Genomic DNA, 21,468 nt, shown 5'->3' with positions numbered 1-21,468 from the left:
TCCCTTCTCTAGTATTTAATCCTCGGATCAATGACTGCATACAAGATATCCACAATGAAATTGATCAGCACAAATATGAGCGCAACAACAAGAATGCCAGTTTGAATGACAGGATAATCACGATAGCTAATGGCATCGTAAATATACCGCCCAATTCCCGGCCAAGCAAAGATCGTTTCTGTTAAAATGGCTCCGCCTAGCAAGAGACCTGTTTGAAGACCAATAATCGTTAAAATCGGAATGAGCGCATTTTTCAGCCCATGCTGGTAAATGATGAAAAATGAACGTACCCCTTTTGCTTTTGCTGTTCGTATAAAATCTGAATGAAGAACTTCCAGCATACTTGCCCTCGTAATCCTTGCAATAATCGCAGCAGGAATCGTTGCGAGAGCGGTACTTGGTAAAATTAAATGCTTGATGCTGTCAAAAAATTGATCAAATCGTCCTTGCAAAATCGTGTCCAGCGTATGGATATAGGTGATCGACTCTACCGGATTTCTGACGTTTTCTCGTCCTGTAGTCGGCAAAATACCTAATTCAATCGAGAATAGCCACTGTCCCATTAAGCCTAACCAGAAAATCGGCATGGACACCCCAATGAGCGCAATAAACATGGCCACATAATCAAAGAAAGAATGTTTAAACCACGCACTAATGATTCCGGCATTCACACCGACAATAATCGCCAGCAACATAGCGAAGAAAGTCAATTCTAATGTAGCAAATAAGTAAGGCTTCATTTCCTGGGCAATAGCCGCTCCTGTTCGTATGGAAGTCCCTAGATCGCCTTTTAAAAGCCCCAGCATGTAGTGACCATATTGTACGTACCACGGCTGGTCTAAACCAAGCTGAATCGTCAATTGCTCTACTGCTTCTTTCGTTGCCCGCTGTCCTAAGATGACCTGCGCCGGATTTCCAGGGATAAACCGAATAATAGAAAATACAACTAAGGTCATTCCGATCAGTACTGGAATGAGCATTCCTGCTCGCTTCATACAATAAGCAAACAAACAGCTTTCACCGCCTTTTCATTGTTTGGATAAGGGAGATCGAACGATCTCCCTTATTTGCTTATTCGAAATATACGTCAGTCAATGCTTCGGAACCAGTCGGATGCGGCTGGTAGCCTTTTAAATCTTTAGATGCTGCAAGCATTGGAATTGAATGGACTAATGGAATCCAAGGCGCTTCATCATGAATGATTTCTTGAGCTTCTTGATATAATTCATTTCGCTTCTTTTGATCCGTATCGGTCTGCGCTTCAATGAGGATGTCATGCATTTTATCGTTTTGGAAGAATGTATAGTTGTTACCGCCAATACTGTCTTTATCTAATAATGTGTAGATGAAATTATCAGGATCGCCATTGTCCCCTGTCCATCCTAATAAGAACACATCTGCTTCGCCTTTACTTGCTTTATCTAAATAAGTCGCCCAATCATATGTGACGATTTCGGCTTTGACACCAACTTTTTCAAAGTTTGACTGAATGACTTCAGCTACCTTCATCCCGTCTGGCATATATGGACGCGGCACAGGCATTGCCCAAAGCTTGATGCGAAAACCGTCAGGGAAGCCTGCCTCTTTCAATAGTTCTTTTGCTTTTTCCGGATCATATGGATATGGTTCAATCTCGTCATTGTAGCCTTCTAATGACGGAGGAAGTGGATTTTTTGCTGGTTCAGCAAGCCCTCCATAAAACGACTCGATGATTGATTCTTTATCAACTGCATAATTTAGTGCCTGACGAACCAACTTGTTATCAAGCGGCTTTCTAGTCACTGTCAGCCCGATATAACCCACGTTCATGGATGGTCTCTCAATCAGCTGGAGCGCTTTGTCTGTTTTAATGCCATCTAAATCGGACGGATTGACGCCATCCATTAAGTCGATTTCGCCTGTTTTAAGCGCATTTAAACGAGCAGAGTTTTCAGGAATAGAGCGGAAGATGATTTGTTTCAGTTTTGGTTTATCTTTTTGCCAGTAATCTTCGTTCTTTTCTAAGACAATACGGTCGTTCTGCTTCCATTCTTTAAACTTAAATGGTCCTGTGCCCACTGGGTTTTCTCTAAATGAATCACCGCTTTTTTCAACTGCTGCAGGACTAGCGATACCAAATGGTGACATGGCGATGTTTTTCAGAAATGTTGCTTGCGGGCGTTTGAGTTGAAATTCAATTTCATGCTCTCCTTTAACGATGATGTCTTTAATGACATGCCCTTTATCTTTTTTATAGCCGCCAAACATGCCGTAGTAAGGAAATTTTTCGGCATCTCCATTCATCCAGCGGTCAAAGTTGAATTTCACTGCTTCTGCATTAAAGTCTGTGCCATCGTGAAATTTCACACCTTCTCTTAAGAAGAACGTGTACGATTTTCCGTCCTTCGCAACATCCCATTCTGTTGCGAGGCCCGGATGGATAGTCGTGTCTTTTTCACCGTAATTCAAAAGCTTTTCAAACATATTCTCTGTGACCTTGAAGGTTTCGCCTTCTGTTGTTGTAATCGGATCAAGTGACGTAGAGTCCCCTCCTCTGCCAAATACGAGAGTGTTTTTGGTGGCTTTTTCTTCTGATGTTGATGAAGATGAACAGCCCCCTAAAAATAACGCAAGTGCCAGCACAAAAATGAAACAACTACTGAATAACCATGTCTTCTTCATTGTGTTCCTCCTTTTGATATAAATAGCACGCAGCTGCATGGCCTGTTTCCTCCTCATACAAAGGCGGAACATCTTGCAAGCATTGCGCCCACCTTTTTGGACATCTTTTATAGAAAGGACAGCCATCTTCTGACACCAGGGTGGATTCTTCCGCTGACACATCCTGCGTTTCCAGCACGTGATCCATATGTGGAATGGATTTCAGAAGAAGCGATGTATAAGGATGAAGCGGCTTGTGAAATACGTCCTCCGCAGGACCCATTTCTACAATACGGCCAGCGTACATCACTGCAATTCGGTCGCTCATATACTTGACAACGCCTAGATCGTGAGAAATAAACAAGTACGTCAGAGAAAGCGTCTTTTGCAATTCGAGCATTAAATTCAATATTTGCGCTTGAACCGATACATCTAAAGCGGAAACTGGCTCATCGGCAATCACAAGACTTGGATGAGTAATGAGCGCCCTAGCAATTCCAATACGCTGCCTCTGACCGCCGCTGAATTGGTGCGCATAACGGTCTCCATAGGATGGGTCAAACCCAACAATGTGCAGCATCTCTTTTACCCGCTTTTGTCTTTCTGCTTTTGTTCCATGTTTATGAACAATGAGCGGTTCTTCTAAAATGTCTTTGATTTTCATTCGTGGATTTAAGGAAGCGTATGGATCTTGGAAAATCATTTGAATGTCTTTTCTGAAGGAACGCATGTCTCGTTCTTTCAGAAGCGTCACTTCTTTTCCTTTCATTTGGATTGAGCCAGAAGTCGGTTCGATTAATCTCATTAAGCTTTTGCCAAGGGTTGATTTCCCGCAGCCAGATTCGCCCACAATGCCGAGCGTCTCTCCTTCTTTCACGTGAAAGGACACTTGATTTAAAGCCAAAGTCGTCTGTTTGTGTTTAGAAAAAAATGCCGATGTGTCATAACGCTTCGTCAGTTGATTCACTTGCAACAGTGGGTGATTCAGTGTCTTCTCCTCCTTCCATTAGAAAACATGCGACGCGGTGATTGTGTGAAATGGATTGTAAAGATGGGTCTTTTTCAAGACATTGCGTCATTTGATATGGACAGCGTGGTGCAAATTGACAGCCGGACTGAATAGCTCCTGGCTTAGGTACATGACCCGCAATAGACATGAGTTTTTCTTTTTTCTCTTTAAATGATGGAACAGAGGCGAAAAGACCTTTCGTGTAGGGATGGAGAGGTTTTTGGAAAATACGGTCAACGGTTCCTTCTTCTACGATTCGACCGGCATACATAATCATGACACGCTGGCATATTTGCCGCACGACGCCTAAATCATGAGTAATAAATAATATAGCGGTGTCCATCTCTTCATTTAACTTTTTGAGCAAACGAAGAATTTGTGCTTGGATGGTGACATCAAGTGCAGTCGTTGGTTCATCTGCAATCATGAGCTTTGGGTGACACAGCATCGCCATCGCAATCATCACACGCTGACGCATGCCGCCCGATAGTTCATGTGGATATTTTTTGAGTAATGACGCTGCTTGTTTCAGGCCAACCGTTTGAAGCAAATCTACCGCCTTCACTTTTGCTTCTTTTTGGTTGATAGTCTGATGTGTGAAAAGGGCTTCTGTCATTTGCTTGCCGATGGTCATGAGTGGATTGAGAGAAGTCATGGGTTCCTGGAAAATCATTGAGATGTCATTCCCTCTGACCTCTCGCCATTGTTTCTCCGACAGTGACAGCAGGTTTTGACCTTCAAATTGTATGTGACCTGTTGTTTCTGTTTGGTGATTCAGCCCCATTAAAGACATCGATGTGATGCTTTTCCCGCAGCCAGATTCGCCCACAATACCTAAGGTTTCTCCTTTTTGAATAGAGAATGAGATGTCATGGACGATCGGCACTCTCTGCTTTTTTTGCTGAAAGGCAATAGACAGCTGTTTGACATCTAGCAATAATTCTTGTTCTTTCACATCTTCACCACCCCGTCATACTTTTTAAAATTGTATTGAGACAAGCTGGGAAATATGTCATGTTTTTGACAAGCATAAAAAAGCCTATCCGCTAGAATCGGATAGGCTTCTACTAATTTAATGTTTGAATGGTAAATAGATGGCGATAGTGGCTGTCTCGGTTCATTAACTCCTCATGTGTTCCTTTTTCCACAATCTCGCCTTGCTCCATGACCACAATGAGGTCCGCATGTGTAATCGTTGATAAACGGTGCGCAACAATAAAAGTTGTGCGATCTTTTGCCAGCTTTTGCATCGCTTCTTGAATGTAATGTTCACTTTCTAAATCAAGTGCAGACGTCGCTTCGTCTAAAATAAGCAGCGGTGGATTTTTAAGAAATACCCTCGCAATTGAAATTCGTTGTTTTTGACCGCCTGATAGCTTTACGCCACGTTCTCCTACCTTTGTGTCATATCCTTCAGGAAGAGACATGATGAACTCATGGGCATTAGCCGCTTTGGCCGCCGACACAATTTTCTCAAAGGATGCTTCCGGGTCTCCCACAGCGATATTTTCTTTAATGGTGTCACTGAATAAGAATGTATCTTGGAGCACCATCCCGACTTGATTCCGCAGGCTTCTTGCCTTGTACTCTTTAATATCAATGCCGTCAATTTCGAGTGATCCGCTTGTGACATCATAAAATCTTGGAATTAAACTGACGAGTGTCGACTTCCCTCCGCCGCTCATTCCTACAAGCGCAACGGTTTGGCCTTTTTCTACTTTCAAGGAGATATTGTGTAAAATCTCTTCCTGTGTATGTTCGTAACGGAACGACACATCTTTAAATTCTACCTCTCCTTTTAAGTGATTGGCTTCTTTTGCATTCGGCTTGTCTGTTACTTCATACGGTTCATCAATAAACTCAAAAATACGATCCATTGATGCTACTGACTGAGTTAAAGTCGTCGATGAGTTAATGAGACGGCGAATCGGGTTGTACATCCGATCAATGTAGCCGACAAAGGCAATCATTGTCCCAATTGAAAGCGACCCGTTAATGACGGTATAACCAGCAAAAGCAATGATGAGCAGCGGCGCAATGTCTGTGATCGTATTGACGACAGCGAATGTTTTGGCATTCCAATTCGTATGATTGATCGCTTTGTTTAAGAAATTTTTATTTTCATCGTGAAAATTCTCTTGTTCGTATTCTTCAATCGCAAAGCTGCGAATGACAGGCATTCCTTGTACTCGCTCATGCAGGTGCCCTTGTACCTCAGCCAGTGCCTGCGACCGCTCTTTTGTCAGCTTGCGAAGCCGTCCGTAAAAATACTTCACTGCTAACGCATACAGCGGAAAAATAATGACAGACACAATGGTGAGTTTAAGATCCAGTGTACACATAATGGCTATCACAATCAGGACGGTCATCAAATCAAGCCAAATGTTCATAAGCCCTGTGATGACAAATTCCTTTGTTTGCTCCACATCGTTGATGACCCTTGAAATAATTTCCCCTGTTCTCGTGTTGGCGTAATAACGAAGGCTTAGCTTTTGAATGTGCGAGAACAGTTTTTCCCGAATATCAAATAATACTTTACTGCCTGTCCACTGCGCATAGTATTGTCTGTAGTACTCAACAGGCGGTCTCATCACTAAAAATAATACAAGCATGATTCCCATAATAATAAAGAGAGTGGATGTTTTTTCTTCAGCCGATCCAGAGCCTTGAATGACATCATCAATGACATACTTTAAAAGCAGAGGCAATGTTAAGGGGATCGAGAACTTAATCATTCCGATCACCATTGTCAATGCAATCTGTTTTTTATACGGTGTTACAAAAGCCATGTAACGTTTTATGACCCCCATGTAAATCTCCTTCCCAATCTATCAGTGCCTCTTATCCGTACGCAATCAAAAACCTGTTGGCTTTGAAAAGCCAAACAGGTTTTAGCTGCTGTTACTTATTTTGTATAACGCAAAAAACGTTCATACCACATATCCACAAATTCTGGAGCAAACGGTCCCTTCCGCTGGTGAATCCAATGCAGTAATGTATTTAGATGCTCTCGTAAGATACTATCGATTTCTTTTGGATAATTCATCTGCCTCTTATGATCTGCATATTCATCCTCATCCAAAATATTATACGTCATGTCCGGAAAGACTTTGACATCTAAGTCGTAATCAATATACTTAATCGCCTCTTCATCTGTCGCAAAAGGAGAGCTGATGTTGCAGTAATAATACACCCCATCATCTCGAAGCATCCCAATGACATTAAACCATTGTTTTGCATGAAAATAGCAAATAGCCGGTTCTCTTGTCATCCATGTTCGGCCATCGGATTCAGTCACCATTGTTCGATCGTTTGCACCAATGATACACAATTCCGTTGCTTTCAGAATGGTGGTTTCATTCCAAATCCTGTGGATCAAGCCATTATGTTTATAGCTTTGAATTTGGATGGTTTCTCCTTCCTTGGGATAGCCCATATTTTCTCCCCTACTTTCTATAACAAACAAACCTAACAGTCCAAAGACCTAATTTCCCAACTAAACATGTCTCTATTATATTATACCGTTACATCATTAAAAAATGAAATGAAAAAGCCATTCAACCCAATTGAACGGCACACTCTTTTACATCACGGTTGAGCTCTTCTCCATTTGTTTATACGAATTGATGACTTGTTTAGTCTGTTTTGTAAATAGTGTCTGGACTTTTTGCAGTTCCTCTCGTTTCTGTTTGATTTGATCATGAAGCTTATGCCGCTCTTCCTTTTTTTCACCTTGCAGCAATTGTTTTTCTGTCTCTAAGTACAGATCAAGTTCTCCTTGTACATCGAGCAGCTGATCCATAAGCTGCATTTGTTCTTTGACAAGCTGATCGAAATCAGACATCTAACTCCTCCCTTTCCTTCGATTCCACTTTTTGTATCTATACCATTTCTTGAAAGAAGGAAGAAGTCCTTTGACTGTTTATGTAGAGGTTTTACAGGTTTTGTCGGATGGTGGAAAGAGGCAAAAAGAAAAGCACTTCATTCGTAGATGAAGTGCTTCCCTTTGTTTCAGTGATTAGCTGTTTTGTTGTTTGTTTTGCTCAGCTTTTTGGTTGTATTTTTTTACGTGCTGTGCGTCAGTCTCGCTAGCAAATTCAGTGCCATATTGACCGCCTTGTGCAGCAGCTTGGTTTTGTTTTTTCACTTGTTGTGCGTTTGTTTTGTTTTGTTGTTTATCCATCATTATCACCTCCACGCACATTAATTTGTGCAGAAGGTGTACATCTTATTCATCATTTTTTTAAACAAGCAAAGAACGTCCGCCATCGACGATAATCGTCTGTCCTCTAATCATATCTGCTTTGCCTGATACAAGGAATTCTACACTGTCGACCATGTCTTTAATTTCCACCATACGGCCTGCTGGTGTATTTTTCTTAGCGTCTTCTAATAACTCTTCACGATTTGGGAAGTGCTTGAGTGCATCTGTATCAATGGCGCCGCCTGATACGGCATTTACGACGATATTTTTTTGTGACAGCTCAACGGATAGGTAGCGTGTCAAAGCTTCTAGTGCTGCTTTAGATACACCGACCACCGTGTAGTTTTCAAGGTAGCGAATAGAGCCTAGTGAGCTAATGCTGACGATATGTCCGCCGCCGTTTTTCTCCATTAATTTGGCTGCTTCTTGTCCGCAGAATAACAAGGCCTTCGCATTGATATTCATAGTCCAGTCCCAATGATTTTCTTCAAGATCCATGATTGGGCGCTGAACGCCAGATGCCGCATTGTTCACAAATACGTCTAAACGGCCAAACGTTTCGTCAATTTGCTGGAACATGTCTTTGATTTTCTCTGGCTGACCAACGTTGGCTTTGACAACTAATGTTTTAACACCCATCGCTTCAATTTCTTCAGCTGTTTCAAGTGCTGCTTTTTTGCTTCTTGCATAGTTAATGACAATGTCATATCCTTTTTCAGCCAGGCGAAGGGCTACTTCTTTCCCGACACCTCTACTGCTGCCTGTAATTAGTGCACATTTACGCTTGTTCATTATGGTTCATCTCCTGATTTGAATAGTTTTCGTCCATTCGCTTCACACTAATAGGAAAGTTCCTATTAGGAGGTTACATTCATGTATGTCGGACGCGATTTAAGCCAGCTTGGCATGATGTCAAAGGATCAATGGAAAGATACTGAGCTTGCATTTTTTCATCATGCTTTCCAACAAATTTTACCTTATTTAAACGAAGAAGGGCAATCTAAGTATCGAGAAATCATTTCTGAAATTGAAAACCGCGGGGGTCTGCACCGAAATGAAGCCGATTATACCCATGGTACAACGGTTAAATATGACTAGGCTGTTCAAGTGCCATCTTCCATATTTTTTGATGTGAGACTGGCAAAGCATATGCCTCAAATTCTTCTGTTGTGACTTTTTTCAGCATCGTGTCATCAGATACAGAGGTCACACGTCCAAAGAAAACAGAAATATTCCAGATGAGGTGGGTAAATACATGTTGAATGGTGCCTTCTAAATCACCAAGTTCTGCTTGTACACCCGCTTCCTCTTTTAAGAAATCAATCAGCTGCTCTTTTTCCGTTTTTCTTCCCTTCATTGTTTCCATGTTTGGGAACTCCCATAAATTCGCAAGCAGACCTGTACTTGGACGCTTATGAATATAGAGGTGGCCTGCATCATCAAATAACACCACCGCTGCCATTGATTTCGCAGTCGGCTTTTTCTTTTTACTTTTCACCGGCAGCTCATGCTGAACGCCTTCCTCCAGTGCTGAGCAATGCATGTTTACAGGACAAATGAGGCATGCAGGGGAGGTTGGGGTGCAAATAAGTGCACCTAGCTCCATTAGCCCTTGATTGAATTCTGACGGCTTTTCCCGGGAAATGAGCTGATCAACCGCAAATTCGAAAATGTTTCTCGTTTTTGGTTTTGCAATATCATCCCATATGGACAAGATACGGGAAATAACCCTCATCACGTTGCCGTCTACCGCAGGGTATGGCTTGTTATAAGCGATACTCAGCACTGCGCCGCTCGTATACGGACCTACACCTTTCAGCTTTGAAAATTGTTCTTTCGTATCAGGGACAACGCCCTCGTAGGATTCATATACTTCTTTCACAGCAGCCTGTAAATTACGCACTCTTGAGTAGTAGCCCAGACCTTCCCATGCTTTCATGACCTTTTCTTCATCAGCTAAAGCAAGATCTTTCACCGTCGGGAATTGCTCCATAAACCGGTTGAAGTACGGAATGACCGTATCCACTCTCGTTTGCTGGAGCATCACTTCTGATACCCAGACGCGGTATGGATCTTGATTTTCACGCCATGGAAGTGTTCGTTGTTCTTTTTCATACCAATCGATTAAATCATGCTGAAAACCCGCAATATCTTTGCGGTCCAGCTTTTCTTGAATGTCTTTCATCTCTATACTCCTTCTTATCGAACCGAGAGCTAACGTTCTGAAAAGAACCTTATTTGTTGTATACTGTTTGTAGATACGTTAACATGTTACATTAAATCGGGATAAAGCAAAAGTGATTTTGCACATAGTCTTGATGAGAAACGTATACTTTGTATGATTGTTCCTAAGCATGACAACTAGGAGGTAATCAATTGGACACTGGTACTCATGTAGTAATGGGCATTTCTCTTGGGGGACTTGCGCTTTTAGATCCAGCCGTCAGCGCAGATCCACACATGGCTCATGCCGTGATGATCGCGACTATTGCCGGCTCCCAAGCACCAGACATTGATACTGTGCTAAAACTAAAAAATAATGCAGTTTATATAAGAAATCACCGAGGATTTACTCATTCCATTCCGGCCGTACTGTTTTGGTCATTGCTGATTCCGGCTGTGATTTTCCCATTTGTGCCGGGGGCGGATTTACTTCATCTTTGGTTATGGACACTATTAGCCGTCGTGCTTCATGTGTTTGTCGATATTTTCAATGCTTACGGCACGCAGGCCATTCGTCCATTTTCAAAGAAATGGGTAGCGCTTGGGATCATTAATACGTTTGATCCGTTTATCTTTTTTACACACCTTGTCGCCATTGTCGTTTGGGCGATTGGCGGTCATCCTGGCTATACGTTCATTACGCTGTATGCGGTGATTTTTTGTTACTATATCGTCAGGGTCATCATGCAGCTTCAGATTAAACGTCAACTACGTGCAAGGTTCGATGAGATTGAAGACATTATTATTTCGCCTACAATGAAGTTCAGACAATGGCGCATTGCCGTGAAATGTAAATCCTCTTTCCATGTTGGACGCAGTATGAATGGTGAGATCATCATTTTAGACACCTTTAACCGTGTGCCGGTCCCTGATACTGAGATTATGAAAATTGCCAAACAAGATGAAAACATTTCAGCCTTTCTCTCCTTCTCCCCTGTCTACCGGTGGGAAGTGGATAAATACAAAGATCATTATGAAGTGCGGTTCATTGATTTGCGCTACCGCAGCAAAGGTCACTATCCTTTTGTCGCGATCTGCCATATCGACATGGACCACCAAATCAAAAACTCCTATACCGGCTGGATTTTCAGTGAAGAAAAACTGCAAAAAAAATTAAGACTCGGCTCTGTGTGAGCGAGTCTTTTTTTGTGCTTACAACTTCGTCATATATTCCACAATAAACTCCCAAAAGCCCGGTCCCTCTTGGTAAATCAGCCAGTCTACTTTTTCGATGAGTTTGATATAAAGTTCTTGTTCAAGGTCTTCTCTTTCTTGATATGCCGTGTTTTGTAGTTTCTTTTTGATCATGGGTGTGAAGGTTTCAATGAGTTCTTCCATTTCTCCATTGGTGATTTTGTCTTCGTTCACGGGCATCTCCCCCTGTTTCTTCTTTTAGTTTGTTGAGCGCTTTTTTGTGGATGTTTGAGATGTTTTGTCTCGTTTCGCCTAGCCGGTCGGCTATTTCTTTCATTGTTTGACCTTCAACATAAATATGGGTTAAGACCATTTTTTGTTTGTCTGTGAGCTGCTGGTAGGCCTTGTACAACCTTTGGTCTTGCAAGTGCTCTCCTAAGTCTTGCTGGTTGAAGATCACGGCTTCATACGTATCTGTTTGAACAGGGTCTTTCACTTCTTGCGTATCAGGATGATCGAGTATGAGCGGAAAACGCTGCTGCTTTTTTTTGACTCGTTTGTCAAAGTCGACTGAAAAGATACGGATCATTGTGGAAATATACTTGATGATGCGGATTTTTTGATAGAACTGTTTGAACTCGGAATCTAGCTTTTTCGCATTTTCTTCGTTTGGCTCTTCCATGACTTGCCGGAGCAGCTGCTCGTTTTTAGGATTGCTTAAAAATTGCTGAATGAGCGGGTGATCAATGATCTCCTTCCATTTCGCTTTCAGTAACAGCCGATAATCCATGTGCATCCTCCCCTTTGTTCTCTCTACTTGCATTAAGTGGACAAAAGTTAAAAAAAGTAAACTTTGTAAAACGGGTCTAATGGTTCATTTTCTCCCCCTTTAATTTCCTATTTCTTCTTTCATACCACTTATAGAGAAGACGAGCATCCGCTGGGAGGTGAGACAAATGGAGACCTTTTTTTCGGAGGAATGGTTGAAGCAGCTCGGTCAGGCTGGCTTTCCTGCCATTTTGACGGTTTATTTGCTGACACGTTTTGAACGAAAGTTTGATGAATTAAGTAAGCTCATCCAACGATTGGTCGCTGCTCAAAAAAATGATGAATCAGATTGACATCTTCTTGATTCGTTTCACCTTATGAAAACGAGGGCGAAATGAAAGGCCTTTTGTCACCTCACACAATACGATGTTGAAAGGGGATTTTATCATGAGTGAAAAGCAAAATGGTGTACCGCAGCCGATTCGAGGAGAAAAAGGAGCAACGGTCAAAATTCCACGTAATCTCGAGCGAGACAGACAAAACCCAGATATGCTCACGCCACCAGAAACCGATCATGGAACGGTTCCCAACATGAAATATTCTTTTTCTGATACGCACAACCGTTTAGAAAAAGGCGGCTATGCCCGCGAGGTAACGGTGCGTGAACTGCCAATCTCTAAAAGTCTTGCCTCTGTGAACATGCGGCTAAAGCCTGGTGCGATTCGTGAGCTTCACTGGCATAAGGAAGCGGAATGGGCGTACATGATTTATGGGGAAGCCCGAATTACATCGGTTGATGCAGAGGGGCGCAATTTTACAGAGGATGTAACAGAGGGTGATTTGTGGTACTTCCCTTCAGGCTTGCCGCATTCTATTCAAGCACTTGAACCGGGAGCGGAATTCTTGCTTGTGTTTGATGATGGTTCCTTCTCTGAAAATAGTACGTTCCAAGTGACTGATTGGCTTGCCCATACCCCAGAGGAAGTTGTTCTCCAAAACTTTGGAATGACAAAGGAGCAATTTGAGAAGCTGCCAGAGAAAGAGAAGTATATTTTCCAAAAAGGAATTCCTGGTTCCCTTGAGTGTGACAAGGTGAAAACAGAGCAAGGAGAGGTCCCGAATTCCTTTAAATATGAGCTGTTAAAACAGGAGCCAATTACGTCAAGCGGTGGACAAGTGTGGATTGCGGACTCTACCAATTTTAAAGCGTCTAAAACGATTGCATCCGCTCTTGTGAAAGTTGATCCAGGTGCCATCCGTGAGCTGCACTGGCATCCAAATACGGATGAATGGCAATATTTCATTTCTGGAAAAGCTCGAATGACGGTGTTTGCTTCTGATGGACATGCGAGAACCTTCAACTATCAGGCGGGAGACGTTGGCTATGTGCCATTTGCGATGGGGCATTATGTAGAAAATACAGGCGACGAACCGCTTTATTTCTTAGAAATCTTCAAGAGTGATCATTATGCAGATATCTCGCTCAATCAGTGGCTTGCGGTTACACCGAAACAGCTTGTTTTGGATCATTTAGATCAAGGCGAAGAATTCTTGAAATTGCTTGATACAGAAAAACACCCTGTCATCGCTGCACCTAAAAAAGAGGATTAATTCTACCTTCCTGCAAAAAGGCTGTCCTTTTTGCAGGTATCTTCATGTAAAGGAGTGTTGTTTACCCATGCAGCAATCTGTTCACGCTTTATGGCAAGGGGTGAAATGCCTGATAGCGCTATCAGCTGTCTGTTACATATTTTTGTTGTTTTGTGTACTGTTCTTTCATTTGACGGGTGCTTTTTATCAATCGGTTTTATCGTTGCTTCTGTTTATGGGCATCTACGTTGTACTCGGGATCTCTTTTGAACATCTGGAACACGTGCTCATGTGTTTTGTTCGTAAGTGTCGGTCCAAAAAAAGATCCATCGTTTTCTATGCCGTCTTATTTCACCTTTTGTTTATTTGGGGTGCTGTCTACTTATCAGATGAATTGGTTGACGGCATTTTGCTGACTACTTCTGAAGAAATTCTCTTTGCGCTAAGTCTTTGGCTATTTCATTTTTTGTTTGATTATGCGACGTTTTCGTTTGATAAGGAAGCCTCGTGACGCTCTATCGTCTTTCTGTAGAGAGTACTTTTTTAATCTGCTCCATATGATGGAGATCATGTTTAATCAAACCTTGAAAATAACTTGATAACGTCAGCTCGGTTTGACCGATCAGAAAGGGTGTAGTCCAGCGAGGTGCTTCGATTTTCTTCATTTCTTGAAGCAATTTTGTTCTAACAGCAATAAATCGCCCGATCGTCTCGCTTCTCTCTTCCTTTCTTGCTCTTTCGGCTGACTGCCGGTTCATTTCATGCACATCAGGTGCCTGAGGTAACGCTTTATTGTTCCAAAATTCCTTTAGGCGATCGTGTAAAATAAATTCATCCCACGGGACAAAATGTGCGATGATCTCAGCCATGCTCCATTTTCCATCAACGATCGCTCTACGCCATTCTTTGTCTGTTACGTCCATTAGCGACTGTACCCATTCAATGGCGTGTTCATAATGATCAATAATGGATTCTTTGTTTAACGTCAAATGGTTTTCCCCCATTCTCATGCTTTTATGTAGATTGTATCAATGATGAGAAAGATAAAAAAACACCACTTATGATGAAAAGTGGTGTTTCTTGTGTTTTCTCCATGCATATAAAATCGCAGCGATCAAACTGATCAGTGAAATGAACGCTAGTATTCTGATATAAGGCGGATAGTAGGTTAGCACGATCTCGTTTTTGCCTTTTTCTATTGGAAAACCGATAAACGCATAATTGGCTTGTTCAATCTCGGTTTGATGGCCATTCACCGTGAGCTCCCAGCCTTTTTCATATGGAACAGGCAGAATCATATAATCATCGCCGCGCTTGTTCTCATAAGAAATCGTAAAGCGGTTATTTTTAAGCTTCACCTGCTGGCTGCCATCATCCTGTTTTTCTTTTTCAGATACCCGCGCAAGGGTGCGGTAAGGCTCATGATACAGCTTTAATTGACTCAGCTCATACGTCCCTTTTGGCACTCGTATGGAGATATTCTTTTCCGCAGGGACTCGAATCGTCACGTCATTAACGCCTGTTTTGTAGATAGACGTATTGCTTTTGCGTGATGTGACGTAGTCATCCACAGATAACTGAAACCCTTCGTTTCGGTCGGTCCGCTTCACATAAAAACTCACATACACATCCCCCACGCGAGCGATATCATCTGGAAGGGTGATCTTCAGCCCACCCGTTTTCCCGTATACATCAAGCACACCATTTTCGTATACCGCTTGTTCAGTATGAATGTTTGTATCCTTTATTCGATCAGGCGATTGGTCGATTTCAGCATTTCCTTTTTTGTTTAAGATCACACCTTGCAACATCGCATGTTCTTTATCAAGTGCTGACGCATGCTCTAGTGACTTTTCTGAATAGACGGTACTCGTTGTTCTTGCAAATGGGAGCGGACGTGTATTTTCATACACTTCATAATGCTCGCTTTCCAAGATTGGCTTGAAATCAGCTGGCGGTGAGTAAGACATCCTTTTGTCTCTCATATAATACTTCCCGTAGGTCAGACTGTATAAATTCGCCCTGTCCCCCATTGTTGCATACCGGCTGACACTTTCCCGTCCCATATCAATTTGCAGGTCATTCCAGTAGAAATGGAGCAGATGCTGATTCAATATACTTGAATACGCACTCATGCCTTGAAAGCCTTCAAATAACGGGGTGTTGTTGCGCACGCCGTTCATCCAATCAATCCGGGCAAGCGGATCTTCTTTTGAGCGGCTTTGAATCTGCTGAATGAGCTTCATTTGCTCATGTCCAGCATACGCCTCACTATTCAGATACGTATCTGATACGCTCTTAATATTGCTTCTTTCAAATAAGTAGCCCTGCTGATACACAGCTGCTGTCAGTAAGCTCACAACGATGAGCACAGCTGAAAAGAGACGAAGGTGCAGACGTTTTCCCGCATGTATCGAGAGGAAGAACAAACTGATCACAAGCAGTCCTATTCCGGTAAATACAACAACATCCATATTTCCCTTTGCTCGTTCTGAAAGGGTGACTGCGAGAAGGAATACAATCCAAGCGCCTAAAACCGCACGTGTTTTCCACTTCCACTCAATTTGCGAGAAATGCTTGATGGTGATGGCTACGGCTGCTCCAACTGTAAAAGCAAGAATATATTCAAATCTGTACTGCGGTGCAGAAAAACCATTAAACACGCTCGCCATCTTTGGACTGTAGTGAAAAATGATCAGCAGAACACTGATCGATGTGAACATGAAAAACCATCTGTTCCGGTATAGCGGAACGAGGAACAGACAAATCAGAAAGATGACCGGCAATAAATACACCCTGCTTGTAAACAGCAGATGATCATGCAGCTCGAACCAAGGAATTGCCTGTTCATACGGCGGTCTTACATTATTGAGAAAGCCGTAAACAGACGGGATAAAAAAGGCAGCACTGATCCCAAACGATAACAACGTAGAGATCGCAAGGGTCCAGAACACCTTCCAGCCTCGCTCCTCGCTTTGAAGCTTAATCATATATCTGAAGACGAGATAAATGGCTAAAAAGATAAAGTGAATGTAAGCAAAGTAAAAATTATTGATCAGCATGAGACTGCAAGCCGCAATAAACCAAGCCGGCTTGCCTGTTTTGAAAATACGTTCAACCCCGAGCACAAGGAGCGGAAGCCACATCATGCTGTCGGTGAAAAACTCCCAAAACGTTTGATGCCGAAAGTACACAATAGACAGTCCGTAAATACCGGCACCTGTGAGCGCGCCCAGCCTATGCTGCACAATCGAAAGGAGCACACGATATGCGATGAACAGAATGACTGTCAGCTTGATCACACTCAGCCAAATAACAGCATTTGCCCAAAAATGAATGTCTGTTGACTGTACAAGGTGAAGCGCATTTAACAGCCAGACAACAGCGACTGTGACCATAAAGACCATCGACGTTGTAAAATAATAACCTAATTGCGTATATGTACCGCCACCTAGACCAAATTGATAGGAATAAAAGAAGTTCCCTTTGACATATTCGTCATACAGCAGCTTTTTAAACGGGAGCATTTGCGAAATGCCATCCCCATCTCCCGTCATATATCGGCCTTGCGTATATTCATATAAGAAAAAGGAGTGGCCTAATAAAGCAAGAATGAGGCACATTCCAATGAGTATCCATCTACGTTTCATCATCTAAATCCTTTCTCCAAAAGATCCACTGTTCTTTGAAACAAAACAACCCAGCAAGCGATTCGTGCTTGCCGGTTATTTGACTCCACGTTATTTAAATAACTGCGTTAACACTCGGTCTTGTTTTTTTGAGCTTGTCTCTTGTTCCATGACATTTGATTCTTGAATTAAGTAATGCGGCCTCTTTTTCGTTTCATAGTAAATTCGGCCAATGTATTCTCCGATCACACCTAGACTCAAGAGCTGGACACCACCGAGGAAAAGCACAGCTGAGATTAAAGTGAAATAACCCGGTACCATGATGCCCGTTCTGACGATTTGAATAAAGGTCGCCACGATGTAAATCAAAGAGAGAAATAAGATCAAAATACCCGTATAAAAACAAATACGCAGCGGGCGGTTGTTAAAGGAAATGACACCATCAATCCCATAGTTAAATAATTTCTTCAGTGACCATTTTGTATCACCATGCTGTCTTTCCACATTTTCATAATAGATGACCTTTTCTTCAAAGCCAATCCAGCAAAAAAGGCCTTTTGAAAAACGATTTCCCTCTTTCAGCTGAAGCAATGCGTCGATCGCTTGACGGGAAATTAAGCGGAAATCTCCTACACCATCACGCAAGTCCACTTCGACCACCTTGTTCATCACTTTATAATACATCGATGATAGGTAAGAACGAAGCTTGCTGTCCCCTTTACGGTTTCGTTTGGCAATGACTTGATGATAACCTTCTTCGTAGCCTCTAACAAAATCCTGAATCAAATACGTTGGGTGCTGCAGGTCGGCGTCCATAATGATCGCAGCTTCCCCTTTTGCATGCTCAAGACCTGCTAAAATTGCAGCTTCTTTCCCAAAGTTACGAGAAAAGGAAATGTATTTGACTTTTGCACTTTTGTGAGAGAGCTCTCTCATGTATTGAAGCGTATTGTCTTTGCTTCCATCATTCACAAAGATGATTTCAAAGTCATAATGAAAATCGCGAAACTCTTCCTCGAGTGCCTCAAAGATTCGTCTGATGTTTTCACCTTCATTGTAAGAAGGAATTATAACAGAGAGCAGTTCCCGTTCCATATCGCACCTTCTCTTCACTTTTTTCACATAGTCTGTTATGTTCATTATTCCTTTTTTGTCAGAAAACGAAACCCTTTTTTATTATCCATAAATTTCATGTATCCTTAATCGTTACATTATATCAGAGTTTTATTTCCAGTGATTTTCACCAACATGAATTTAATGTAATTTTAAGTTTATCCATTGTAAAAAGCCTGTAATTTTGATCACAGACTGGGTATTGTTTCATAAAATTGTTTGGTCATTTATATATTTTCCTGTTTGTTGAAAAAGATGAGTCGAAGTGAAAAGGGCAACCCTTTTAATGCAGTAGCCCTTTGTCGTTTTGTTGCAGATGCTCATTTGCCTTCGATTGTTTATTTTGAAATAAATGCAGCTGAGCGCCGTAGCTTTCGATCCATTCTCGGACAATCCGTTCAGTCGTTTCCTGTCCTTTATATTTGCGGCCAGCCTTTGCATAGGTTGTTTCAAAATCACTCCAAAGGAGCTCTACCCATGTACGTGCTTCTTCATATGTGAGCATATTGTTTTTTTCCATTAGTTGTTCGGTTAATCGCTCAAAATATTGTTCCATACTGGTTCCTCCTTCATCTAGCAGAAAGTGCCTTTTTAAAAAAATCTCTTTTTTCATATACTACCCTTACGTCTTCAAAAGACGCAAATGATTTGTATTGTTTGGAGGGAATCAGTATGCGTAATAAAGCAAAGGGCTTTCCAAATCAAGTGAATCACAAGTTTGAAGGCGAACCAGGAGCCACAGATGCTTATGCGTCTAAAAGGCCGAACGGTGAGACGAATACACGTCCACAGGAACGTATGAGGGCATCAGGGAAACGCTAATTTTTCCAAAGGGAGTGCTTGAGATATGAGTTCAAATGGGAAATCGTATATGGAAGACTTTGTTCAATTAAGAACAACCGCTTACCCTCAACCATGGGCGAATGCTAAACATTCTGCCTCTCAGGTCAACGGAGAAACGCAGCAAACGCAGCACGACATCGTACTTCAGAACAACGTCCGTAAACAACGTTCGAAGTAAAGAAAAGGACTGATCTCTAGGGATCAGTCCTTTTGCGTAAGCATTGAAATCGGCAGAGCATCTTCTTTATTTGGCGCTGAAACTCTGTAGCCCCAAGCAAAAACACCATTTAAATACTCCACATAAAACTGCTCGTCTGTATCTTTGATGTGATAAGTCGTTTTGGTCTGAATAGCAGCTGGATCTAATAAATAGGCTTTCGCCATGTCAATTTTCCGCTCCAACACGGCAAATTCATTCACAATGCCTAGCTGCTCAGCCTTTCTTGCTTTTTCAGAAAGAGCGGCAATCTCCTGCTTTAATTCGTATTCTGTCATTTCACTATAGCGTTTTTCCATCTGTCATTCCCCTTTGTCTAAAACGTGATCAATTGTATCAAGATCAAAGCCTTTTCGGTAAAGGAATTGCTTCACTTTCATTTTTTTCTCAAATGATCCGTCATATCCTACCTTGCGTTTTGCCTTCTCAAGCATATGGTGAAGGGCTTCTTCTTCCTTTTCCTCTTCTTGTCCATCATAGGCTTCTTGAAGGGCTTTATCAATGATATCAAATGAAAATCCTTTTCGCTGAAGCTGCAATTTGATACGCTGTTCAATTTCTTTTGCGGACCGGTTTTTCTCTTTCTTAACCAGCTTCAGCACTTGTTTCACTGCTTCTTCTAGCTGCAAATCATTTGGATATTGCGATAGTGCTTGTTCGATGGTGTCATCGTCTATGCCTTTCAGCTTTAATTCTTTTTTTAGCACTGACGGGCCTTTGCTATTCGTTTTTCGGTGGGTGCTTACATATGCTTCTGCAAATTCAAGATCATTTACATACTTATAATGTTTTAATTTGTGTATAATTTCACTAATAGCAGGTGCTGGTATGTCTTTTTTCGTCAAATAATCGGTGACTTCTTTCACTGATCTCATCCGATACGATAAATAATCGACGGCCTGCTGAAATCCTTTTTTTACTGCATCACCGAATTGAATCTCTATGATATCGGCTTCGTCCAGCTCTTTTCCCTTTTTCAAATCATGCTGGACGAGCACATCTAGATCAACGCTAAAAGCGTACTTTTCATCAAGAAAGATGTTCACGCGTTCTGTATTGTTTTTCTGAGCAGAGATTTTCGTAATATAGGGCATCCTGTGATCACTCCTTTTTTCAAACAGTCAGGATGTTTCTTCTGATTCAAAATCGTGAAAGATATAGGTATGTATATGAGAGGAGAAGATGTCAATTGAATATCGCCATTACCGGAGGAACCGGGTTTATCGGCCAGCATGTCACAAAGGTGCTCGCAGCTGAAGGACATCATCTATATATTTTAACAAGAAATCCAAAGGAATCCGAACAAAATCATTTACATTACGTGCAGTGGCTGACAGATGGTGCTAAGCCTGAACATGAATTGCCTGCGATTGATGTATGGATTAACCTTGCTGGAAAATCCATTTTCACACGCTGGACGGACAAAGCAAAAAAAGGCATTCTCTCCAGCCGTCTTCAATCAACGCAAGAAGTAAGACGCATCATAGAAGCGCAGGAATCGAAACCATCTGTGCTCATTCAAGCAAGTGCTGTCGGTATCTATGGCACTTCCAAGACAGAGGATTTTACGGAGGAGGCCCCTCCAGCCGAGACAGATTTCTTAAGTTATACATCTAAACTTTGGGAAGCTGAAGGTCAAAAAATTGAGGCGCTCGGTATTCGCACGGTTTATACACGCTTTGGGGTAGTGCTAGGAGAAAAAGGCACACTTCCTCTTATGACCTTGCCATACAAGCTGTTTGCCGGTGGAACGATTGGCTCTGGCTCGCAATGGGTATCTTGGGTTCATGTTGAGGATGTAGCACATCTTATTGCGTATGCCATTGAGCATGAACACATATCAGGTCCACTCAATGTCACGTCTCCAAATCCTGTTCAAATGAAGCAGCTGGGGCAAACCATTGCATCTGTCCTTCATCGCCCTCACTGGCTGAAGGTGCCGTCCTTTGTCATCAAAACCGCACTTGGCGACATGTCATTGCTTGTATTAGAAGGCCAACGTGCTCTGCCGAAAAAGGCACTGCTGTCTTCTTATGAATTTTTACACCCTGAGCTAAAAGAAGCGATTTTGCATTCAGAGGAATAAATTTTGTCAAAA

25 protein-coding genes and 1 pseudogene are annotated in these 21,468 nt (G+C 42.1%); 8 read left to right on the top strand and 18 right to left on the bottom strand.

Annotated elements, in window-relative coordinates; all coding sequences use genetic code 11:
• Positions 1-8: 8 nt before the first annotated feature.
• The 9 genes and pseudogenes from ACNO7B_RS04250 to fabL all read right to left on the bottom strand — a co-directional run bounded on the left by ACNO7B_RS04250 (position 9) and on the right by fabL (position 8,645).
• Positions 9-1,010, bottom strand: a complete 1,002-nt coding sequence (locus tag ACNO7B_RS04250) for an ABC transporter permease (protein ID WP_017358852.1) — start codon at positions 1,008-1,010, stop codon at positions 9-11.
• A 61-nt stretch (positions 1,011-1,071) separates the two neighbouring features.
• Positions 1,072-2,661: an ABC transporter substrate-binding protein gene (locus ACNO7B_RS04245; RefSeq protein ID WP_417901232.1), complete on the bottom strand. Its 1,590-nt coding sequence runs from the start codon at positions 2,659-2,661 to the stop codon at positions 1,072-1,074.
• On the bottom strand, positions 2,636-3,613 hold the full coding sequence (locus tag ACNO7B_RS04240) for an ABC transporter ATP-binding protein (RefSeq protein WP_082181635.1): 978 nt from the start codon (positions 3,611-3,613) through the stop codon (positions 2,636-2,638). Before ACNO7B_RS04240 ends, ACNO7B_RS04245 begins: the two co-directional genes overlap by 26 nt.
• Complete coding sequence (locus tag ACNO7B_RS04235) at positions 3,582-4,604, bottom strand: ABC transporter ATP-binding protein (protein ID WP_417901231.1); 1,023 nt, start codon at positions 4,602-4,604, stop codon at positions 3,582-3,584. Before ACNO7B_RS04235 ends, ACNO7B_RS04240 begins: the two co-directional genes overlap by 32 nt.
• Before the next feature lie 112 nt (positions 4,605-4,716).
• On the bottom strand, positions 4,717-6,459 hold the full coding sequence (locus tag ACNO7B_RS04230) for an ABC transporter ATP-binding protein (RefSeq protein WP_008341950.1): 1,743 nt from the start codon (positions 6,457-6,459) through the stop codon (positions 4,717-4,719).
• Between the two features lie 95 nt (positions 6,460-6,554).
• Positions 6,555-7,085 carry a DUF402 domain-containing protein gene (locus ACNO7B_RS04225; RefSeq protein ID WP_008341956.1) on the bottom strand — a complete coding sequence of 177 codons (531 nt, stop codon included), beginning with the start codon at positions 7,083-7,085 and terminating at the stop codon, positions 6,555-6,557.
• Between the two features lie 147 nt (positions 7,086-7,232).
• On the bottom strand, positions 7,233-7,493 hold the full coding sequence (locus tag ACNO7B_RS04220) for a YgaB family protein (protein WP_035391255.1): 261 nt from the start codon (positions 7,491-7,493) through the stop codon (positions 7,233-7,235).
• Positions 7,494-7,667: 174 nt separating this feature from the next.
• Positions 7,668-7,817 (bottom strand): annotated as a pseudogene (locus tag ACNO7B_RS04215) (gamma-type small acid-soluble spore protein); the annotation flags it as partial.
• Between the two features lie 75 nt (positions 7,818-7,892).
• Positions 7,893-8,645 (bottom strand): enoyl-[acyl-carrier-protein] reductase FabL, encoded by a 753-nt coding sequence (gene fabL / locus ACNO7B_RS04210; RefSeq protein ID WP_007496726.1) that lies wholly within the window; start codon positions 8,643-8,645, stop codon positions 7,893-7,895.
• Positions 8,646-8,726: 81 nt separating this feature from the next.
• Here fabL and ACNO7B_RS04205 point away from each other — a divergent pair, with 81 nt between their 5' ends.
• Positions 8,727-8,951 (top strand): hypothetical protein, encoded by a 225-nt coding sequence (locus ACNO7B_RS04205; RefSeq protein ID WP_008341962.1) that lies wholly within the window; start codon positions 8,727-8,729, stop codon positions 8,949-8,951.
• On the opposite strand, the gene mutY is transcribed toward ACNO7B_RS04205, so the two are convergent.
• Positions 8,938-10,038 carry an A/G-specific adenine glycosylase gene (gene mutY / locus ACNO7B_RS04200; RefSeq protein ID WP_017366880.1) on the bottom strand — a complete coding sequence of 367 codons (1,101 nt, stop codon included), beginning with the start codon at positions 10,036-10,038 and terminating at the stop codon, positions 8,938-8,940. The two genes, ACNO7B_RS04205 and mutY, sit on opposite strands and share 14 nt — an antisense overlap.
• 191 nt (positions 10,039-10,229) lie before the next feature.
• On the opposite strand from mutY, the gene ACNO7B_RS04195 reads away from it, so the two are divergent.
• Positions 10,230-11,210, top strand: coding sequence for a metal-dependent hydrolase (locus ACNO7B_RS04195; protein WP_012009332.1), 981 nt, complete (start codon positions 10,230-10,232; stop codon positions 11,208-11,210).
• 18 nt (positions 11,211-11,228) lie between these two features.
• Here ACNO7B_RS04195 and rsoA read toward each other — a convergent pair whose 3' ends face one another.
• Positions 11,229-11,450 carry a sigma-O factor regulator RsoA gene (rsoA, locus tag ACNO7B_RS04190; protein ID WP_216943078.1) on the bottom strand — a complete coding sequence of 74 codons (222 nt, stop codon included), beginning with the start codon at positions 11,448-11,450 and terminating at the stop codon, positions 11,229-11,231.
• Positions 11,398-12,000, bottom strand: coding sequence for a sigma-70 family RNA polymerase sigma factor (locus ACNO7B_RS04185; protein ID WP_216943077.1), 603 nt, complete (start codon positions 11,998-12,000; stop codon positions 11,398-11,400). The genes rsoA and ACNO7B_RS04185 overlap by 53 nt, the downstream gene beginning before the upstream one ends.
• Positions 12,001-12,166: 166 nt before the next feature.
• On the opposite strand from ACNO7B_RS04185, the gene ACNO7B_RS04180 reads away from it, so the two are divergent.
• The 3 genes from ACNO7B_RS04180 (at position 12,167) to ACNO7B_RS04170 (ending at position 14,079) form a co-directional block, all read left to right on the top strand.
• The gene (locus ACNO7B_RS04180) at positions 12,167-12,331 is read left to right on the top strand and encodes a YvrJ family protein (protein WP_073204399.1); all 165 of its coding nucleotides are present in this window, start codon (positions 12,167-12,169) and stop codon (positions 12,329-12,331) included.
• A gap of 94 nt (positions 12,332-12,425) precedes the next feature.
• Entirely contained in the window at positions 12,426-13,589 is a 1,164-nt protein-coding gene (locus tag ACNO7B_RS04175; RefSeq protein WP_008341972.1) for an oxalate decarboxylase family bicupin, read from the top strand.
• 67 nt (positions 13,590-13,656) lie between these two features.
• The gene (locus ACNO7B_RS04170) at positions 13,657-14,079 is read left to right on the top strand and encodes a regulatory YrvL family protein (RefSeq protein ID WP_017358844.1); all 423 of its coding nucleotides are present in this window, start codon (positions 13,657-13,659) and stop codon (positions 14,077-14,079) included.
• 4 nt (positions 14,080-14,083) lie between these two features.
• On the opposite strand, the gene ACNO7B_RS04165 is transcribed toward ACNO7B_RS04170, so the two are convergent.
• The 4 genes from ACNO7B_RS04165 to ACNO7B_RS04150 form a co-directional block, all read right to left on the bottom strand.
• Positions 14,084-14,578, bottom strand: coding sequence for a DinB family protein (locus ACNO7B_RS04165; RefSeq protein ID WP_417901230.1), 495 nt, complete (start codon positions 14,576-14,578; stop codon positions 14,084-14,086).
• 48 nt (positions 14,579-14,626) lie between these two features.
• Entirely contained in the window at positions 14,627-17,221 is a 2,595-nt protein-coding gene (locus ACNO7B_RS04160; RefSeq protein WP_417901229.1) for a YfhO family protein, read from the bottom strand.
• Between the two features lie 87 nt (positions 17,222-17,308).
• Entirely contained in the window at positions 17,309-18,292 is a 984-nt protein-coding gene (locus ACNO7B_RS04155) for a glycosyltransferase family 2 protein (protein WP_017366872.1), read from the bottom strand.
• Between the two features lie 301 nt (positions 18,293-18,593).
• Positions 18,594-18,866, bottom strand: coding sequence for a YfhJ family protein (locus tag ACNO7B_RS04150; protein ID WP_017366871.1), 273 nt, complete (start codon positions 18,864-18,866; stop codon positions 18,594-18,596).
• Between the two features lie 116 nt (positions 18,867-18,982).
• Here ACNO7B_RS04150 and ACNO7B_RS04145 point away from each other — a divergent pair, with 116 nt between their 5' ends.
• On the top strand, positions 18,983-19,132 hold the full coding sequence (locus tag ACNO7B_RS04145) for a small, acid-soluble spore protein K (RefSeq protein WP_003217849.1): 150 nt from the start codon (positions 18,983-18,985) through the stop codon (positions 19,130-19,132).
• A gap of 25 nt (positions 19,133-19,157) precedes the next feature.
• Positions 19,158-19,331: a YpzG family protein gene (locus ACNO7B_RS04140; RefSeq protein ID WP_003217811.1), complete on the top strand. Its 174-nt coding sequence runs from the start codon at positions 19,158-19,160 to the stop codon at positions 19,329-19,331.
• Between the two features lie 23 nt (positions 19,332-19,354).
• Here ACNO7B_RS04140 and ACNO7B_RS04135 read toward each other — a convergent pair whose 3' ends face one another.
• Positions 19,355-19,669: a YfhH family protein gene (locus tag ACNO7B_RS04135; RefSeq protein WP_058214319.1), complete on the bottom strand. Its 315-nt coding sequence runs from the start codon at positions 19,667-19,669 to the stop codon at positions 19,355-19,357.
• Positions 19,670-19,672: 3 nt separating this feature from the next.
• Positions 19,673-20,464, bottom strand: a complete 792-nt coding sequence (gene recX, locus ACNO7B_RS04130) for a recombination regulator RecX (protein WP_417901228.1) — start codon at positions 20,462-20,464, stop codon at positions 19,673-19,675.
• A 95-nt stretch (positions 20,465-20,559) separates the two neighbouring features.
• Here recX and ACNO7B_RS04125 point away from each other — a divergent pair, with 95 nt between their 5' ends.
• The gene (locus tag ACNO7B_RS04125; RefSeq protein ID WP_417901227.1) at positions 20,560-21,456 is read left to right on the top strand and encodes a TIGR01777 family oxidoreductase; all 897 of its coding nucleotides are present in this window, start codon (positions 20,560-20,562) and stop codon (positions 21,454-21,456) included.
• The last annotated feature ends 12 nt before the right edge of the window (positions 21,457-21,468 follow it).

Origin of the sequence: Bacillus sp. AK25 (assembly GCF_048270685.1) — a bacterium.
GTDB lineage: Bacteria > Bacillota > Bacilli > Bacillales > Bacillaceae > Bacillus > Bacillus altitudinis.
Note: the sequence above shows the minus strand (reverse complement) of the source record. Positions and strands in the feature narration are given on the sequence as shown.

Excerpts from the sequence above, each read along its gene's own strand:
- ACNO7B_RS04245 (WP_417901232.1), bottom strand. The coding sequence starts at position 2,661 with ATGAAGAAGACATGGTTATTCAGTAGTTGTTTCATTTTTGTGCTGGCA.
- ACNO7B_RS04230 (WP_008341950.1), bottom strand. The coding sequence starts at position 6,459 with ATGGGGGTCATAAAACGTTACATGGCTTTTGTAACACCGTATAAAAAA.
- ACNO7B_RS04225 (WP_008341956.1), bottom strand. The coding sequence starts at position 7,085 with ATGGGCTATCCCAAGGAAGGAGAAACCATCCAAATTCAAAGCTATAAA.
- ACNO7B_RS04220 (WP_035391255.1), bottom strand. The coding sequence starts at position 7,493 with ATGTCTGATTTCGATCAGCTTGTCAAAGAACAAATGCAGCTTATGGAT.
- fabL (WP_007496726.1), bottom strand. The coding sequence starts at position 8,645 with ATGAACAAGCGTAAATGTGCACTAATTACAGGCAGCAGTAGAGGTGTC.
- ACNO7B_RS04205 (WP_008341962.1), top strand. The coding sequence starts at position 8,727 with ATGTATGTCGGACGCGATTTAAGCCAGCTTGGCATGATGTCAAAGGAT.
- mutY (WP_017366880.1), bottom strand. The coding sequence starts at position 10,038 with ATGAAAGACATTCAAGAAAAGCTGGACCGCAAAGATATTGCGGGTTTT.
- rsoA (WP_216943078.1), bottom strand. The coding sequence starts at position 11,450 with ATGCCCGTGAACGAAGACAAAATCACCAATGGAGAAATGGAAGAACTC.
- ACNO7B_RS04185 (WP_216943077.1), bottom strand. The coding sequence starts at position 12,000 with ATGGATTATCGGCTGTTACTGAAAGCGAAATGGAAGGAGATCATTGAT.
- ACNO7B_RS04180 (WP_073204399.1), top strand. The coding sequence starts at position 12,167 with ATGGAGACCTTTTTTTCGGAGGAATGGTTGAAGCAGCTCGGTCAGGCT.
- ACNO7B_RS04175 (WP_008341972.1), top strand. The coding sequence starts at position 12,426 with ATGAGTGAAAAGCAAAATGGTGTACCGCAGCCGATTCGAGGAGAAAAA.
- ACNO7B_RS04170 (WP_017358844.1), top strand. The coding sequence starts at position 13,657 with ATGCAGCAATCTGTTCACGCTTTATGGCAAGGGGTGAAATGCCTGATA.
- ACNO7B_RS04165 (WP_417901230.1), bottom strand. The coding sequence starts at position 14,578 with ATGAGAATGGGGGAAAACCATTTGACGTTAAACAAAGAATCCATTATT.
- ACNO7B_RS04160 (WP_417901229.1), bottom strand. The coding sequence starts at position 17,221 with ATGATGAAACGTAGATGGATACTCATTGGAATGTGCCTCATTCTTGCT.
- ACNO7B_RS04155 (WP_017366872.1), bottom strand. The coding sequence starts at position 18,292 with ATGGAACGGGAACTGCTCTCTGTTATAATTCCTTCTTACAATGAAGGT.
- ACNO7B_RS04150 (WP_017366871.1), bottom strand. The coding sequence starts at position 18,866 with ATGGAACAATATTTTGAGCGATTAACCGAACAACTAATGGAAAAAAAC.
- ACNO7B_RS04145 (WP_003217849.1), top strand. The coding sequence starts at position 18,983 with ATGCGTAATAAAGCAAAGGGCTTTCCAAATCAAGTGAATCACAAGTTT.
- ACNO7B_RS04140 (WP_003217811.1), top strand. The coding sequence starts at position 19,158 with ATGAGTTCAAATGGGAAATCGTATATGGAAGACTTTGTTCAATTAAGA.
- ACNO7B_RS04135 (WP_058214319.1), bottom strand. The coding sequence starts at position 19,669 with ATGGAAAAACGCTATAGTGAAATGACAGAATACGAATTAAAGCAGGAG.
- recX (WP_417901228.1), bottom strand. The coding sequence starts at position 20,464 with ATGCCCTATATTACGAAAATCTCTGCTCAGAAAAACAATACAGAACGC.